This is a genomic window from Haloferax sulfurifontis ATCC BAA-897, assembly GCF_000337835.1.
In the GTDB taxonomy this organism is placed as follows: Archaea; Halobacteriota; Halobacteria; order Halobacteriales; family Haloferacaceae; genus Haloferax; species Haloferax denitrificans.
On record NZ_AOLM01000026.1, the window covers coordinates 1 to 14,713 of the forward strand.

The 14,713-nt window shown below is 66.2% G+C and carries 16 protein-coding genes; 7 read left to right on the forward strand and 9 right to left on the reverse strand.

All coding sequences use genetic code 11. The features are described from left to right. Positions 1-838, forward strand: an 838-nt coding sequence (locus C441_RS15385) for a hydantoinase/carbamoylase family amidase (protein WP_049920628.1), incomplete at its 5' end; no start/stop codon positions are given. 625 nt (positions 839-1,463) lie between these two features. Beyond that, entirely contained in the window at positions 1,464-2,282 is an 819-nt protein-coding gene (locus tag C441_RS15390; RefSeq protein ID WP_007275907.1) for an IclR family transcriptional regulator, read from the forward strand. 602 nt (positions 2,283-2,884) lie between these two features. Here C441_RS15390 and C441_RS15395 read toward each other — a convergent pair. Both C441_RS15395 and C441_RS15400 read right to left on the reverse strand, forming a co-directional pair. After that, positions 2,885-3,754, reverse strand: a complete 870-nt coding sequence (locus C441_RS15395; RefSeq protein ID WP_007275908.1) for a class 1 fructose-bisphosphatase — start codon at positions 3,752-3,754, stop codon at positions 2,885-2,887. A 957-nt stretch (positions 3,755-4,711) separates the two neighbouring features. Then, positions 4,712-5,878, reverse strand: coding sequence for a Cdc6/Cdc18 family protein (locus C441_RS15400; RefSeq protein WP_007275910.1), 1,167 nt, complete (start codon positions 5,876-5,878; stop codon positions 4,712-4,714). A 485-nt stretch (positions 5,879-6,363) separates the two neighbouring features. Between C441_RS15400 and C441_RS15405 the strand changes: the two genes are divergently transcribed. Beyond that, positions 6,364-6,597: a DUF2249 domain-containing protein gene (locus C441_RS15405; protein ID WP_004967158.1), complete on the forward strand. Its 234-nt coding sequence runs from the start codon at positions 6,364-6,366 to the stop codon at positions 6,595-6,597. Positions 6,598-6,708: 111 nt separating this feature from the next. Then, complete coding sequence (locus C441_RS15410) at positions 6,709-8,049, forward strand: hypothetical protein (protein ID WP_007275911.1); 1,341 nt, start codon at positions 6,709-6,711, stop codon at positions 8,047-8,049. A 32-nt stretch (positions 8,050-8,081) separates the two neighbouring features. On the opposite strand, the gene C441_RS15415 is transcribed toward C441_RS15410, so the two are convergent. Continuing rightward, entirely contained in the window at positions 8,082-8,381 is a 300-nt protein-coding gene (locus C441_RS15415; protein WP_007275912.1) for a hypothetical protein, read from the reverse strand. A gap of 123 nt (positions 8,382-8,504) precedes the next feature. Between C441_RS15415 and C441_RS15420 the strand changes: the two genes are divergently transcribed. Continuing rightward, a complete protein-coding gene (locus tag C441_RS15420; RefSeq protein WP_007275913.1) occupies positions 8,505-8,810 on the forward strand; it encodes a cupin domain-containing protein in 306 nt (101 codons plus the stop codon). Between the two features lie 33 nt (positions 8,811-8,843). Here the strand turns inward: C441_RS15420 and C441_RS15425 are convergent, their stop codons facing one another. The 6 genes from C441_RS15425 to C441_RS15445 form a co-directional block, all read right to left on the reverse strand. Continuing rightward, entirely contained in the window at positions 8,844-9,458 is a 615-nt protein-coding gene (locus tag C441_RS15425) for a hypothetical protein (protein WP_007275914.1), read from the reverse strand. Between the two features lie 209 nt (positions 9,459-9,667). Further along, positions 9,668-10,252 carry a hypothetical protein gene (locus C441_RS15430; RefSeq protein ID WP_007275915.1) on the reverse strand — a complete coding sequence of 195 codons (585 nt, stop codon included), beginning with the start codon at positions 10,250-10,252 and terminating at the stop codon, positions 9,668-9,670. Positions 10,253-10,464: 212 nt separating this feature from the next. Then, positions 10,465-10,785 (reverse strand): DUF5789 family protein, encoded by a 321-nt coding sequence (locus C441_RS15435; protein WP_049920629.1) that lies wholly within the window; start codon positions 10,783-10,785, stop codon positions 10,465-10,467. A gap of 102 nt (positions 10,786-10,887) precedes the next feature. Next, positions 10,888-11,967 carry a copper-containing nitrite reductase gene (gene nirK, locus C441_RS15440; protein WP_007275917.1) on the reverse strand — a complete coding sequence of 360 codons (1,080 nt, stop codon included), beginning with the start codon at positions 11,965-11,967 and terminating at the stop codon, positions 10,888-10,890. Positions 11,968-12,135: 168 nt separating this feature from the next. Then, positions 12,136-12,288, reverse strand: a complete 153-nt coding sequence (locus C441_RS20605) for an HVO_2142 family zinc finger protein (RefSeq protein WP_157575444.1) — start codon at positions 12,286-12,288, stop codon at positions 12,136-12,138. A gap of 139 nt (positions 12,289-12,427) precedes the next feature. Beyond that, a complete protein-coding gene (locus tag C441_RS15445) occupies positions 12,428-12,787 on the reverse strand; it encodes a DUF2249 domain-containing protein (protein ID WP_007275919.1) in 360 nt (119 codons plus the stop codon). 32 nt (positions 12,788-12,819) lie between these two features. Here C441_RS15445 and C441_RS15450 point away from each other — a divergent pair, with 32 nt between their 5' ends. Together C441_RS15450 and C441_RS15455 are read left to right on the forward strand one after the other, a co-directional pair. Then, positions 12,820-13,992: a TIGR04053 family radical SAM/SPASM domain-containing protein gene (locus tag C441_RS15450; RefSeq protein WP_007275920.1), complete on the forward strand. Its 1,173-nt coding sequence runs from the start codon at positions 12,820-12,822 to the stop codon at positions 13,990-13,992. A gap of 84 nt (positions 13,993-14,076) precedes the next feature. Next, entirely contained in the window at positions 14,077-14,631 is a 555-nt protein-coding gene (locus C441_RS15455) for a halocyanin domain-containing protein (RefSeq protein ID WP_007275921.1), read from the forward strand. Positions 14,632-14,713 lie beyond the last annotated feature (82 nt).

A 14,713-nucleotide genomic window follows, 5' to 3' on the forward strand; every position in this document is an offset into this window, starting at 1 on the left:
CCTGCTCGGGTCGTCCGTGGCGACGGGCGCGCGGGACGCCGACGACGCGCTCGCGTTCCGCGACGCCGACGGGACGACCCTCGAAGCCCACCTCGACGCCATCGACTTCCGCGGGACCGACACCATCGACGCCGAAGAGTGGGACGCGTGGGCCGAACTCCACATCGAACAGGGGACCGTACTGGAGTCCGCGGGCGCGTCGGTCGGCGTCGTCGACGCCATCACCGGCATCACGACCTGCGCGGCCGACATCGTCGGCGAGGCCGACCACGCGGGCGCGACGCCGATGGACGAGCGCCGCGACGCGCTGGTCGCCGCCAGCGAGTTCGTCGTGGAGTTCCGGGCCGCGGCCGACGACGTGGCGCAAAATCGGAGTCCGACCGCCGTGGGGACCGTCGGCCAGTTCGACGTGGCCCCGAACGCGCGCAACATCGTCCCCGGGGAAGTCAGCCTGCAGATGGACATCCGCGACGTGGACTACGGCGCGATGGACGCCATCGCCGAGCGGGCCGACGCGGCGCTCGACGGACTCGAAGCCGCGCATCCGGTCGAGACGGACTTCGACCGCTACCGCGACCAGCGCCCGAGTCAGATGGCCGACGACTGCGTCGACGCCGCCTTCGACGCCGCCGCGGCCGGGGATATCGACGCGAAACGGATGCATTCCGCGGCGATGCACGATACTGCAAATGTTGCCAGCGTCACCGATGCCGTGCTCCTGTTCGCCCCGTCGGCGGACGGCCTCTCGCATAACCCCCGCGAATGGACCGACTGGGCGGACTGTGCGACCGCGGCGACGGTTCTCGCGGGGACGCTCGCTCGCCTCGCCGGCGCGTGAGTCGCGGTGGGCGGCCTGCCGCTCTCCGACCCGCCTCAGCTGAGTGGCGGTGACATACTGCCATGGTCGCGGCTCTTCTGTGGTGTTCCTCGCGGTCGCGCCGGTAGTTTCGATATGTGACACTCCTCCTCGACGGGAACTCCTGTCGTGGCTTCGGCCGCGTTCCCCGATGTGATAGCCACGCTCGGGCGCTGGGTATCGTTTTTGTAGACAACTGCCCCTCACCGGCCGAGCGCTCGCCCGCCAGCTATCGGCTCTTTCTGGGGGAACTGAGCGCTCTACCGCCCCGTTTCGATATGTTGTCAGTAAATACAACGGCTTAGACATCGGCTCGCGGTGAGAACCGAACCAAAACCGGCGAGATAGCAGAAGACTGGGAGAGAAGCGATTCCACACATCTGACAGCGATGGGTTCGAGAGGGCTGGGCGTCGCTTCCATCGCGTTACGCGTGACGCGCTCGTTCGCGCGCATCACGGAGACCGGTCGTCTCGCGGGCGCGCCGCCTGTTGGACAATCATCGAGCGATATCGGCTCAGCTCGACGGTCTCGACAGCGATTTCACTCCCACGTTTTGATTGCAAGATATTCGGAACAGCTATGCCACCGGATAGACGTTCTCGTAGCATGCCCGAGAACCCCAACACCGATGCCCCGTCCCGGACCCTCAGCACGGTGGACACGGCGGTCAGCGTCGTCAGGGCGCTCGAGGAGTTAGACGGTGCGCGCGTCGCCGAGTTGGTCGACTACCTGGGCCTCTCGAAATCTACGGTGTACAACCATCTGGCGACCCTGCGGAAGAACAACCTCGTCGCCAAGGACGGCGACAGCTACCACCTCAGCCTCCAGTTCCTGCTTCTGGGCGAGTACGTGCGCAACCAGCAGATACTCTACCAAGTCGGCAAGGAGGAAGTCGAGGCGCTCGCCGAGAAGACCGGCGAGTACGCCCACCTCTCGACCGAACAGCACGGCCTGCGCATCAGCCTGCTCAAGGTGCGCGGCGAGCGCGCCGTCGGGAGCCAGTACCAGCGGTCGAAGATTCAGCGCCCGGACAACCTCCACGCGTCGTCGACCGGCAAGGCCATCCTCGCGTTCCTCCCGCGCAGTCGGGTCGAGGAAATCGTCGACCAACACGGCCTGCCGGCGAAGACCGCCGCGACCATCACCGACCGCGACGCGCTGTTCGACGAGCTCGACCAGATACGCGAGCGGGGGTACGCCTGCAACGACGAGGAGGAAATCGAAGGCCTCCGCGCGGTCGGCGCGCCGATACGCGACCGCAACGGCACCGTCCTCGGCGCGCTGAGCGTGTCCGGCCCGACGAGTCGCATCAAAGGCGAGCAGTTCCGCGACACCATCCCCGAGATGGTCACGAGCACGGCCAACATCATCGAGGTGAACATGAACATGGCCGCGCGGAGTTCGAACAACGGGCGCTTCGACTGAGCCGCCCGGCCGGTTTCCATGACAGGGGTACGCGTGTAATCCTTCTCGGGCACTCGCACTCGCCGGCGTCCGATGTCCATCCGACCAGTTCGGCGTGTCGAGGCCGATACGCCGCGCTCCGACTGTGGGAACGTACTCGGCTCTGTCCGTCTCGAAACACATATCAAAAATAAAAACTGAATGGGATAGTATCGAATATCAAACTGTTTTGGAGTCGTTGACTCGATAGCGCGTCTCTGATGACGAAACCGGCGATAAACAGCGGTAGTACGCAGTTTCATGCGCTCTAACTGCGCATGTCGGCTGACCGACTTCGATGTGCGATTCTATTCCCGTCTGTCTCAGATAATCCAGAGTTAGCACGCTTGAGGCTTGTATCCCGACAATCGGATGATGAGAACAGAGCCGTTCACAGACCGTTCCTGACGTTCGGGAATCGAAACGTGTCCGATATCGATTCATTTTTTCTACTTGTCAGTATGTCTCGTTCGCGCCGAGTCGAACGCGGCCCTCACGCGGCGATTGACGAGCGGTCGGCTCGCCGACTGCGTTCGGTCGCCTCGGAACGCGCGGCTCGTCATCACGCCACCGAGGGCGGTCCGTCACTTCAGTCGCGCTTCCAACGACTCGACGAGCGAATCGTTGCCGATGTAGACCGGCACGCGGTCGTGGACGCCCTCGGGCGTCCCCGAGAGGAGCGACTTCTCGCCGTCGGACGACCGCCCGCCCGCGCACTCGATGATGTAGCCGATGGGGAAGCCCTCGAACTGCTGGCGGAGCTTCCCGCCCGGCGCGTCGGTCTGTGCGGGGTACGCGAAGACGCCGCCGTAGTGGAGAATCTGGTTCACGTCGCCGATCATCGACCCGCCGTAGCGGAGCTTCATCCCCTCGGTCCGTTCGGTCTCGCGGGCGAACGCCTCGAACTCGTCGAACCAGCGGTTGACGCGGCCGCCGAAGCTGAAGATGGCCGGGTCGTCGGGGAGCGTCAACTCCTCGCGGAGCGGGCGCTTGATGCCCGATTCGAGGATGTACTCGCTGACGACGCCGTCGCGGGCGGCCACGAGCGTCGTCACCGGGCCGTAGAGGATGTAGCCCGCGGCGAGCAGGTTCTCGCCGCCCGTGGGGAGCGGTTCGTCGTAGACGCTGTAGAGCGTCCCCATCACGTTGTTCGGCTTCAGGTTCGTCGACCCGTCCAGCGGGTCGAGCGCGACCGACACGCCCTCGCCGACGTCGATGACGTCGGAGCGCTCCTCGCTGGCGTACTCGCCGACGCCGTCGAGGGGGCGAAGCCGCTTCAACAGCAGTTCGTCGGCGTAGGTGTCGGCTTCCAGTTGACGCTCGCCGCTCGGGTTCGTCCCCTCCTCGTAGACGCGCCGGCCGGGCAGTCCCGCCCGAATCGAGGGCGCGGCCGCACAGAGCGTCTCGACGACGGCGTCGACCACGTCGTCTTCCCGACTCGATGCGTCTGTCATGCGGTCGATACACCCCGCGGAGTCGCGGGCGCGCCGAAGCGGTTCGACGGAGCGCCGACGGGCGGTGCACGGACGGGCGTCGGGGTGGTCGTCATTACCTACTGGTCCCGTGGACGAAGTATAGTTCTGTCCCCGCGCGTAAGCGTTGCACGACGCCGACGACGGAGTTGGCGGCGGGTTTTCGACTCCGACTCTGTTGATGCCTTCGCTGGTGGCGGTTGTTGGATTCGTGCTGAATACAGGCGCGAGTCGGTTATCGGTTCAGCACTCAATATGGACAGCTCAAATCGCTACGTACAGAAGAACCTCTTTTCGCCTCGGGTTTCCTCGCTTCGCTGCGGGAACCGCTCGGCGAAACCCCGCTCATGCCAAAAAGCCGGTCTCGATTCGCTCGACCGCTGAATCGCTTCACTACCGGGTCCTTCGGACCGCTCGTTCGCGCGAATGCTTTTCGTTCACTACGCACGCGCCACCGAACGGTTAGTTCAGCGTCGGTACGATGGAATAACGAGGCCCCCGTGAGAGCTACACCGTCTGTCTGTTTCACACTCTTTTTGACAGAGTTTCCAGTCATCGGTTGAAACTGACGGCTCTAGTGATGCACCAACGCCGGGACAAGGACCATCACGCATCTGTCAGAGAGAACAGATAGAGAAACAGGAGAATCGAACTGCCAAACGTCAATGCGCCGTACAGAGGCAGAGACTTCCACGAGGCGGTTCGGCTGAACCGATTCGACACGAGAGTTCCGACTGCTGACAGTCCCAGAAGGCCATACACGACCGGCAGTCCCTCTAACGAGAGATAGCCGCCGATAACCTCCACAGCAATCATTGTCGAAAGGAGTCCACAACAGAGAGCGAGGATGCCAGCGGTGGACCGTCGGTTACTAGTCAGTCCCATGCTGAGTTGTGACACCCAGTTGTACTATATTCTTTGTCGATAAGTGGAAACGGATTACTGAGCGGCGAACAGCCGTTCGAACACGACCGTCGGGAACTGCGGTTCGAGTCGGCTCGGCGGCCGCCCCTTCCGGTCGACGCGCTCCGCCGTGACTCGGCGGGTGATGCCGTCTTCGGCGAGTTCGTAGAGGATTCGCTTGACCGTCGTCGCCGAGAGGTCGACCGATTTGGCGATGTGCTGGCTCGCCGCCTGTACCGACTCCTGTTGGTCGGGGCGCAACGCGAGGAGTTCGTGGAGCACCTGCTGGCGGTTCTCCGGGAGCGCGAGCACGCGGCCGAGCGAGACGCAGGGTTGGGGGACCGCGGCGATGCCCGCGGCGACGTCGGCGGCCGTGATGCTCCGGTGTCTGTTGCGGACCGCCTCGTCGGCCGCGCCGAACAGCGCCGCGAGCGCGTCGTGGGCGTCGCCGTCGGCCCACTCGGCGATGTCGCGGGCGAGGCGGTGGTCGAGCGTCCGCCGCGAGCCGGCCGCCGCCGCCCGCGTCATCAACACGTCGATGAGCACCTGACTCTGATAGGGCTCGAACTGGACCTCGTCGGCCGTGTAGTCGGTCAGCACCGTCTCGTCGGGCGGCGCGCGCCCGATGGCCAGCCAACTGACCTTGCTCGGAAGTCCGGCACAGAGGTCGACGAACGCCTCGCCGTCGAGCGTCCCCGGCTCTCCGAGATGGTCGACGGCGACGACGGCACCCGTTTGGGGGGCGTCGAGCGTCGCTTTGAGCCGCGACTGGAGCGCCTCCGTCTTGATGCCCTGCTTCGGCACCGACTCGTCGACGAGCGCGTCGAGCACGGCGTGGTAGAACGCGAACGCGCTCGTCGTCTCGCGCGCGTCGACGTAGACGAACCGCGGCGCGAACGTCGCCTGCACGCGGGTCGTCGTGTGGATGGCGGCGTTGCTGACGCTCGACGCGCGGACGAGGTGGTCGAAAAGCGCCGTCACGACCGCCGACTTCCCCGACCCCTTCGGGCCGTAGACGTAGGCGTTCGGCGGGAGATGCCCGTCGAACACGGGGTCGAGGTAGTCGAGCAGTCGCTCCAGAACCGGCCCGCAGTTCACCGGGTCGTCGGTGTGTGCGACCGGCGAGAGCGAGTCGTAATCGACGAGGAGGCGAGGCGTTCCGTCTCGGCGTTGCCGACGTTTAATCCTCGCTTCGATGTCCATGTCGTGGTGGTAGTTCCGAGATGAGAGTCATATGCGTTCTGACCGCTTACGGGAGCGGTGCCGAACCGACCGGCATCGGTCTGTCTGTTCCGTTCTCCTCCAATTCGTTATCGGTGATATACACTTGTCAGTAAATAACATGTTGAATGGGTATAAACATATCTTTCAGACCAGAACATCGGCAGTTCGGCTCCGGGAGCGCGCGTCGGCAGACCAGACCAGACCGTCTGTCTGTTCGTCCATTCCTGTCTGCGTAGATGCCACTCGAATCTGTGAACTCGCGATGCGTCGGGGGAGTCGTGTTCCCGAGTTCTCGAACTGGCGGGCCCCGTGGCTCCCGTGGCGGTACTGGTCATCGCCGGCGACCCCCGTGGAAGCTGTATATTTACTCCCTCCCGGCGACGAGTAGTATCGATATCACCCGCCGCGTGAGCGAACGTGTTCGGGGTAACCGACTCGGCGGTCCCCCGTGAGGTACGACACGTATGGCAGACACCATCCTCGACGTCCGCGACCTCCCGCCGGCGGAGCGCCATCCGAAGATTCACGCCGCCTTCGACGACCTCGACGCCGGCGAGTCGCTGACGATTCTCAACGACCACGACCCGAAACCGCTGTTCTACGAGATGCAAGCGGAAGTCGACGCCTTCGACGCCGACAACTACGCGGTCGAGAAGCAGGGCCCGAACGAGTTCGCGGCGACCTTCCCGAAGCGGTAGCGTCGCGGCCGCGGGTCGTGACCGCGGTGCCGACCCGGCTCCTCCGTTTCTCCATCCTCGGCGAATATGTTCGGCGTCACCGGTAGGACTTCGCGCCGCGCTAGTCCGCGTATGAGCGCCATTCCCGCCGAGGTCGACACGGCCCGACAGCCACCGATGACGATTCCGCTCCGGCACTTCGTCGTCGCGCTCGGCTTCCTCACGGCCGCGGTGGGCCTCCGAGTCGCCCTCGCCGCCGGCGTCGTCGCCGGCACCGCTCGTCTCGCGCACGTCCATCTCCTGCTCGCGGGGTGGGTCTGCGTCACCATCATGGGCGCGATGACGCAGTTCGTCCCGGTCTGGTCCGGCGTCGACCTCTACTCGCGGCGGCTCGCGACCGCCCAACTGTGGGCCGTCGGCGTCGGCCTCGGCGGCCTCGCGGCGTGTTTCCTCCTCGGCGCGTTCGCGTGGCTTCCCGTCTTCGGTGCCGCCGCGCTCCTCGGCTTCTGGACGTTCGCCTACAACGTCGCGCGCACGCTCTCCCGACTCGACGACTCCGACGTGACCGAGCGCCACTTCGGCCTCGCACTCGGCTTTCTCGCGGTCGCCACCGCGCTCGGGTTCCTGCTCGCAGTGGACTTCACGCGCCCGCTTTTCGCCGGCGTCGGCGCGACGCACGGGAGCGTCCGCGCGGCCCACGTCACGCTCGCCGTCTTCGGCGTCGTCGTGACGACCGTGGTCGGCGCGCTCTACCAACTCGCGACGATGTTCACCCAGACGAAGCTCCGCGGCGTCGACGTGTGGCTCCGGCGCGTCGAAGAAGTCGGCTACCCGCCGGGCGTCGTCGCCCTCGCCGGCGGCCGACTCGTCTCCGACCCGACGCTCGCGCGGGTCGGCGGCGCGCTCGTGACCCTCTCGCTTCTCGGCGTCGCCGCGATTCTCGCCCATCGCCTCGTCGAGTCGGCGGTCGACTGGACGCCCATGCTCACCCGGTACGCCGTCGCGGCCGTCGCGCTCGCCGGGTGGGCAGTCCTGACGCTTCCCGCGTGGCTCGCGGCCCCGCTGGCCGGCGACCGCCTGTTCGGCGCGCCCGGGACCGGCTCGCTGTTCCGCCTCGGCTTCGTCGGCTTCGTCGTGCTCGGGACGCTCTACCACGTCGTCCCCTTCATCGTCTGGGTCCACCGCTACAGCGACCGCCTCGGCCTCGAACCCGTGCCGATGCTCGACGACCTCTACAGCGCTCGCCTCGCTCGCCTCGATTTGGGCCTCGTCGTCTCGGGCGTCGCCGCCGTCGTCGCGAGCGACCTCGTCGGTCTCTCGACGGCCGTCGAGACGGCGGGCTGGGCGCTCGTGCTCGTCGGTGTCGCGGCGTTCGCCGCGAACCTCCTGCGAGTCATCTGGGTCCACAGCCCGCAGTCGTTGGTCGGCGGCGCGGCCGCATCGGCCGCCGATGCGGACGACAGCGCGGACTGAGTCAGTGCGTCGGAGACGCGTCTCGAACTCTCTCACATCCCGAGCAGTTCGGGCGCGAGAAAGAGAAGTGCGAGCAGGCTCGTTAAGACGAGAATCGACGCGAGACGCAGGATGCCGGTCGCTCGTCGCCGGTTGTTCGGAAGCGATTCCGCGATTCCGGACAGGGCGATCCCGGCTATCATGAACAGGAGCCAGCCGCCAGACATGGACTGTTCCACGACGGCGTACTGCCAGTAGAGCCCCGACATGACGAGCGCGCTACAGAGCTGGACGAGTGCAAATGGGCCGCCGGAGGGCTCGCTGAACACGATTTCGTTCACGATGGAGGGCATCGAACGCGTCGACTCCCGGGAGGGAAAAATAACTCCTGCATTCGCCACCTCGTTGGCCGCGCTCTACCTCCGAACACGTTCGGCCGCAGGCTTACCGACCGCGCGGCCGACAGTTCACCCGCAATGGTAGAACACGCCGCGCTCGCCGACCTCCCGCCGGTGATGCACGCGCCCGTCTTCGAGACCGACCGCCCGAAAACCGTCAGGCTCCGCCTCGAAGCCGGCGACGAGGTGCCGGCGCACTCCCACCCCGGCTTCGACATCGTCTTCCACGTCGTCGATGGCCGGATGGAACTCACCCTCGACGGCGAGACGCACGAGGTCGCGGCGGGAGAGCTGATGCGGTTCGGCGGCGACCGCGATATCTCGCCGCGCGCGCCGGTCGACTGTAGCGCGGTGCTCGTGTTCGCGCCGACCGCCGACGACTGAACCGCAGGGCCAACCGGCGGGCGAACGCCCACCTTACTCCGGCTCGCTCGACAGCCGCTCCAGTGCCGCCTCGAACTCCTCGGACAGCGAGACCGCACCCGACTCGTCGCCGTCGCGCTCACCCGTCGGCGACCCGGTATCGGGGACCGAGTCGTCCGTCTCCGCCTGCGCGTCAGCGGGGCCCATCGCGTCGAGTTCCGCGTTGATGGCGTCGGCCTGCTGGTGCATCGGTGCGACGCGGACCCGGACGCGGTCGTAGTCGTGGCGGTCGGCGAGGCCGTTCCACGCCCGGAACGCGCCGACGGTGAGCGTCTTCGACTGCGGGCAGAACGGCGTCGTCGGCGTGAACTCCGCGAGAAGGACCGACGGGTCGTTCCGGTCCTCCGCGTAGCGGAAGCCGGCGTCCGGGTGGCGTCGGTCGAGGTTCAGCCGCGCGAGGTTGTAGCCGAACGTCACGTCGTAGACGCCCCGCGCTTCGAACAGGTCGCGGGCGACCCGGTGGACGGCGACGTGGTCGTCGCCGTCGAGGACGCGGTGGCCGTCGAGAAAGGCGTCCGGGTCGGGCAGGTGCTCGGGGACGAACTGGTCGATATCGTCGAAGCGGTCGGCCCGCGACCCGCCGCCGAACAGGGACGGAATGTCTGGCATAGTCCGAGGTAGGGTCGCCGCGGGCGTAGGCCCACCTCCGAACACGTTCGACTCACCGTTCGGGGTGCGGCGCTCCGGCGGGGTTTAGATGCAGGTCGGTGGTGCGGTTGAAATCCGTAGTCAGTGGTAGTTTGTCGAGTCCGGATAGTTTGCCGAGTCCGTGCTGAATAGCGTGCGCGAGTCGGTCGTCCGAATCAGTAGATTGAGGGCTATTCTTCGATCGTGAGTGTATAGCTCCACTCAAACGCTTCCCATGCCGTGTCCGCTCTAGCTTTCGGCACAAATGATTCGGTAAAGCGGTGTTCCTCTGCGGGAAGACAGCCCATATCTTCGGGGCGATTGCTCACCCACTTGTCCATCGTGGCCTCCAATATTTCCCGCTCCGGGTAATGCAGTACGGTGTATTCGGTCTGAATGCACTCTCCCGCATCGAGTGACTGCCATCTAAGCACGTCAGGAAGAACGAAGTGAACGAGATTCGTCTGCCAGCAACCCTCGACCGGGCGGTCCGGAATAATCTGTTCGTCTGTTCCAAAGGCGTGGTTCTGTACCTGACGGTCACTCGGAATGAGAACAAGCCATCCTTGGCCATCACTCCAAATACTGGAGTACGGCTGGATTGAGCCGAAGCCAACCGTTTGTGCTTCGGGGGAAAGGTTCTCAAATGAACTCCGAATCTGGGCAGGTGCATCGGATGAGAAATCCCGTAGCTTCTCAACGCTGAGCTGGAAGGGTTCCTTGCTGGGTTGAGAGCCTTCAGCAACCGTGATACGGGGGTAGCGCCCAGAAGCCATAGCGAATAACGACGCCCCACTCAAGTAACATCATTGACCCAATTTTGTCGATTTGGGAAGGTCTAAGCGGGCGTACTGAATCGAGTGCGCGTCTCGGTCACGAGACGGGAGGTGCTGATGGGGCGGGCTAAAGAGCGGTACAGACAGAGCGGACACGTCTCGGAACGCAAGTCACCGAAATATCGCAACGACAGAGGCCACTTCGGACGCACTCACCTCCGATTTATCAATCGCTGTATCCGGTCGCGAACGTCGTCCGCGGAGTCGTAAATTTCGTTGTCAACCGAGGCGAGCACCTCGTCGACTGGTTTCGACCCACCTTGTGTTTCGACCTCGTAGTCGCCGTAGTTCTCGACGAGTTGCTCCGTTGTGGTCGGATAGTCCTGGATTTCGAGTGCATCGTCGAGGTCCCCGAGTTGCTCCCCGGGTTTGGGTTCGTCGGCGCGGTCACGCGCCTCTTGGAGCGCTCGCTCGCGTTGGCGCTGTTCTTCGTTGGCCGCTTGCTTATCTCGGCCCTGTTTGTCGTCTGGCATCCTTGGCATTTTGAAAGCGAACGCCATAATGCTGTGGTCGCTTCAACAGAGACAGATAGAAAAACAGCGGTCAGTCGGTGAGTACCGGTCGGCCCGGTGGGACTACTGCGGGTCAGGGTCGGGGTCGAATATCTCGAGGTCCTCCGGGCCCTCGGCGCGGACGACCGCCATACAGCCCTTGCGGACGACGCGGGACAGCGAGTGGTCGACGAGCTTGAAGTCGCCGGGGACGGGCGAGCTCATCGTCGCGATGGTCGTGCTCCCCGGCGGCACCTGCCGCGTCTGGATGTGGGTCTGCGGCTCGGTCGTCAGCGACCCCTCGGGATAGAGCGTCTCCCAGACGCTCCCGATGGGGTGGAAGCTACTGGAGAGGTTCGGTCCGCCGTCGACGAAGTACACCCGGACCGTCTCGCCGGTGCCGACCGTCGCGGCCGGTCCCCGGCCGTCGGGCGTCCACGCGTACTTCTCGCCGTTCATGAGGACGTACGTCGGCTCCTCGTTCCGCATGGCCTCGTAGTCGAATGCGTGCTGGCCCTCCTCGCCGGCGTCCTTGTCGGTGTAAAGTTCGTGCTGGCCGAGGTATATCTCGTGGTCGACCTCCGGCAGTCCCTCTGGCGGCTCGACGAGGATGAGGCCGAACATCCCGGCGCTGATGTGCATGTCCATGTTCGGCACGGCGCAGTGGTAGATGTACGCGCCGGGATAGGTCGCCTTGAACCGCAGGTGCGCCGTCTCGCCGGGGTTCGTCATCGTCGCTTCCGCGCCCCCGCCGGGGCCGGCGACGGCGTGGAAGTCGACGTTGTGCGGCATGGTGTTCTCCTCGGGGTTCTCGAACGTCAGGTTCACCGTGTCTCCCTGCCGAACGCGGACGAGCGGGCCGGGCACCTGCCCGTTGTACGTCGTGTAGGTGAACGTCACGCCGTCTTCGACCTCCGCGGTCACCTCCTCCGGCCGGAGCGTCACGTCGACCTCCGCGGGCTCGCTCCGGTCGATGGGGCCCGGGATGTCCGTCGGGCCGGCCGCGACTTGGTCGACCAGGTTCGTCGAACCCTGCCGTGTCGGTTCCCCCGTCTCGTCGAGCGACTGCGCGGTCGTCGGTGCCTCGGTCGCACAGCCGGCGAGCGAGGCGGCGCCGCCGAGTCCGAGCCACTGGAGCGTCCGCCGCCGAGTCGTAGATAGCATGTTGTCTCCCTCCGGTTGAATCGAGTGCCCGGACACGGGTATAAACGGACAATGGTTGTCCGGTTTGGAGACGCGCTCCGAACATCTTCGCGAGCCGTACCACGCCGTGAGACGCCGCGAAGCGCGACCGCTATCGAGCGCGTGAATACAGAGAAGACGAACGGGGGTTCAGTCGTCGCCGACGAAACGGTCGCGGCGGTACCGACACTGCTCGCAGAAGAACTGCGCGACCCCCGCCGGCTGTGTGCCGGTGAAGGCCATTTTCGTGCCGCAGTCGGGGCACCATTCGGAGTGGGTGGTATTCGTGTGGTCTGAACTCATACCACGTACAAACGCCCGGGGTGTTATTACATTAACGATTATGCCAAATTAGGCTCGGTTGATACGTCTCGGGGCGCAAGCGGCGTAGAGACCGGCGCTGGAGGGGTAATACCGGACGTGAGTCGGCGCAGTCGCCGACTCAGGGCACCCAGATTGCGGTGGCGACGCCGTCGTCTCGTTCGGCGGAGCAGTAGGCGAACCCCCGGTCGTCGAGCTTCGGGTAGAGGAACTTCGGCTCGCGGTCGTTGAGCTGGACGAACACGGTCTCGCCGTCGAGGTCGGCGAGGCGGTTCATCGTCTCCGTGAGCGGTTCCGGCGGCGGCAACTCCCGCACGTCGAGGAAGTCGACCGCTCGGTCGGTCGGTGCGTCGAGTCTGTCGAGGTACGCCTCGTGCTCCATACCAAAGCCGTGGGGGCGACAGCGCAGGAAGCTCACCCCGAACGTGTTCGTCTCGGTTCCCCCGGCCAGTCGGCCGAACACGTTCGGGGCGTCGCTCACCTCCCGCGCCCTCGAACCACCCGGCCAGAGCCATGTCTCGACCGCCACACGTCGACACCGATACGAACGCGGGAAGTGACGCGGACGCGCCGCCGACGGCGACCGCCCCGGCTGACCCGTCGAGCATCGACACCTCGCGGCGGCCGTTCGTCCTCGTCTGGGAGGTGACGCAGGCGTGCGACCTCGCGTGTGACCACTGCCGGGCGGACGCGACGCCCGCGCGACACCCCGACGAACTGACCTCCGCGGAGGGAACGCGCCTGCTGGAACAGGCCCGCGAGTTCGGCCCCGGACAGCTCGTCGTCCTCTCCGGCGGCGACCCGCTGGCCCGCCCCGACCTCGTGGACCTCGTCGAGTACGGCACCGACCTCGGCCTCCGGATGACGCTCACCCCGAGCGGAACGTCGTCGCTGACGCCCGAAACGGTCGCCGACCTCGCCGACGCGGGCGTCAGGCGCATGGCGCTCAGTCTCGACGGCGCGACGGCGGCGTCGCACGACGCCTTTCGAGGCGAGGACGGGAGCTTCGAACAGACCGTCGCGGCCGCCCGCGCGGCCCGCGAGGCCGGCCTCCCGCTCCAGATAAACACGACCGTCTGCGCCGAGACGGTCGCCGAACTCCCCGCGCTCTGCGACCTCGTGGCCGACCTCGGGGCGGTGCTCTGGTCGGTGTTCTTCCTCGTTCCCGTCGGGCGCGGACGCGTCCTCGACCCGATATCTCCCGAGCGCGCCGAGCGCGTCATGGAGTGGCTGACCGAGGTGAGCGAGGACGCTCCCTTCGGCGTCAAGACGACCGAAGCGCCTCACTACCGGCGGGTCGCCATCCAGCGCCGGCGGGACGCGAGCGACGCCCCCCCGACCGACGGCATCGGCCGCCGGCTCGGCATCACCGCGGGCGACGGGTTCGCCTTCGTCAGCCACACCGGCGAGCTGTTCCCGTCGGGCTTTCTCCCCGCGTCCGCCGGCAACGTCCGCGACGGCGGGCTCGTCGAGCGATACCGCGAGAGCGACCTCTTTCGGTCGCTCCGGGACCGCGACGCCCTCGGCGGGAAGTGCGGCGCGTGCGAGTTCCGCCACGTCTGCGGCGGCAGTCGCTCGCGGGCGTACGCCCACACCGGCGACCCGCTGGCCAGCGACCCGCTCTGTGCGTACGTCCCCGCCGAATACGACGGCCCGATGCCGACGACTCGGTCGGCGGGCGACTGACCCTCGGAAAGTGGCGGCGCGCGGGAGCCACCCCGAACACGTTCGGGATAACCGCTTGCATCCGTCGCCGCCGAGGTGTAGCTGATGACGCGCGACACAACCTTCACGAGACGGCGCTTTACGGCACTGACTGCGACGGCGGCGCTGTCGACGGCGCTCGCCGGCTGTTCCGGCTCCGGCGACGACGCCGCGAACGCGGCCGAAGCGGACGGGGGCGGCGCGACGACCGCCGAATCGACCGCCGAATCCGGCGGCACGACCGGCGGCGACGACGGTTCCGGCGACGGGAGCGCCCCGCAATTCGACGGCTGGTTCGACAACGTCGACAACTACGACGGCGTCTCGGACGAGACCGGGAGTTCGACGGTGACGGTGACGGTGGGTGCGCAAGCCAACGGCGGGGCGTTCGGCTTCGGCCCGGCCGCCGTTCGCGTCTCACCGGGCACCACAGTCGTCTGGGAATGGAACGGCGAGGGCGGCTCGCACAACGTCGCCGCCGACGACGGCTCCTTCGAATCGGAGTTGGCGGGCAGTAGCGGCCACACGTTCGAACACACCTTCGAGGAGGCCGGGACGTACACCTACGCCTGCACCCCGCACGAGACGCTCGGGATGAAGGGCGCGGTCGTCGTCGAGTAGCGTCCGACCGCGTCGTTTTTCGGTCTGTTTTCGCCCGTCGTCGGTTCTTCACCGCCCGCGAGCTTCATCTCCCGGTGCGCCG

What these genes read in the sequence shown, in the direction of transcription:
- C441_RS15390 (WP_007275907.1), top strand. Translation starts at nt 1,464, where the DNA reads ATGCCCGAGAACCCCAACACCGATGCCCCGTCCCGGACCCTCAGCACG.
- C441_RS15395 (WP_007275908.1), bottom strand. Translation starts at nt 3,754, where the DNA reads ATGACAGACGCATCGAGTCGGGAAGACGACGTGGTCGACGCCGTCGTC.
- C441_RS15400 (WP_007275910.1), bottom strand. Translation starts at nt 5,878, where the DNA reads ATGGACATCGAAGCGAGGATTAAACGTCGGCAACGCCGAGACGGAACG.
- C441_RS15405 (WP_004967158.1), top strand. Translation starts at nt 6,364, where the DNA reads ATGGCAGACACCATCCTCGACGTCCGCGACCTCCCGCCGGCGGAGCGC.
- C441_RS15410 (WP_007275911.1), top strand. Translation starts at nt 6,709, where the DNA reads ATGAGCGCCATTCCCGCCGAGGTCGACACGGCCCGACAGCCACCGATG.
- C441_RS15415 (WP_007275912.1), bottom strand. Translation starts at nt 8,381, where the DNA reads ATGCCCTCCATCGTGAACGAAATCGTGTTCAGCGAGCCCTCCGGCGGC.
- C441_RS15420 (WP_007275913.1), top strand. Translation starts at nt 8,505, where the DNA reads ATGGTAGAACACGCCGCGCTCGCCGACCTCCCGCCGGTGATGCACGCG.
- C441_RS15425 (WP_007275914.1), bottom strand. Translation starts at nt 9,458, where the DNA reads ATGCCAGACATTCCGTCCCTGTTCGGCGGCGGGTCGCGGGCCGACCGC.
- C441_RS15430 (WP_007275915.1), bottom strand. Translation starts at nt 10,252, where the DNA reads ATGGCTTCTGGGCGCTACCCCCGTATCACGGTTGCTGAAGGCTCTCAA.
- C441_RS15435 (WP_049920629.1), bottom strand. Translation starts at nt 10,785, where the DNA reads ATGCCAGACGACAAACAGGGCCGAGATAAGCAAGCGGCCAACGAAGAA.
- nirK (WP_007275917.1), bottom strand. Translation starts at nt 11,967, where the DNA reads ATGCTATCTACGACTCGGCGGCGGACGCTCCAGTGGCTCGGACTCGGC.
- C441_RS20605 (WP_157575444.1), bottom strand. Translation starts at nt 12,288, where the DNA reads ATGAGTTCAGACCACACGAATACCACCCACTCCGAATGGTGCCCCGAC.
- C441_RS15450 (WP_007275920.1), top strand. Translation starts at nt 12,820, where the DNA reads ATGTCTCGACCGCCACACGTCGACACCGATACGAACGCGGGAAGTGAC.
- C441_RS15455 (WP_007275921.1), top strand. Translation starts at nt 14,077, where the DNA reads ATGACGCGCGACACAACCTTCACGAGACGGCGCTTTACGGCACTGACT.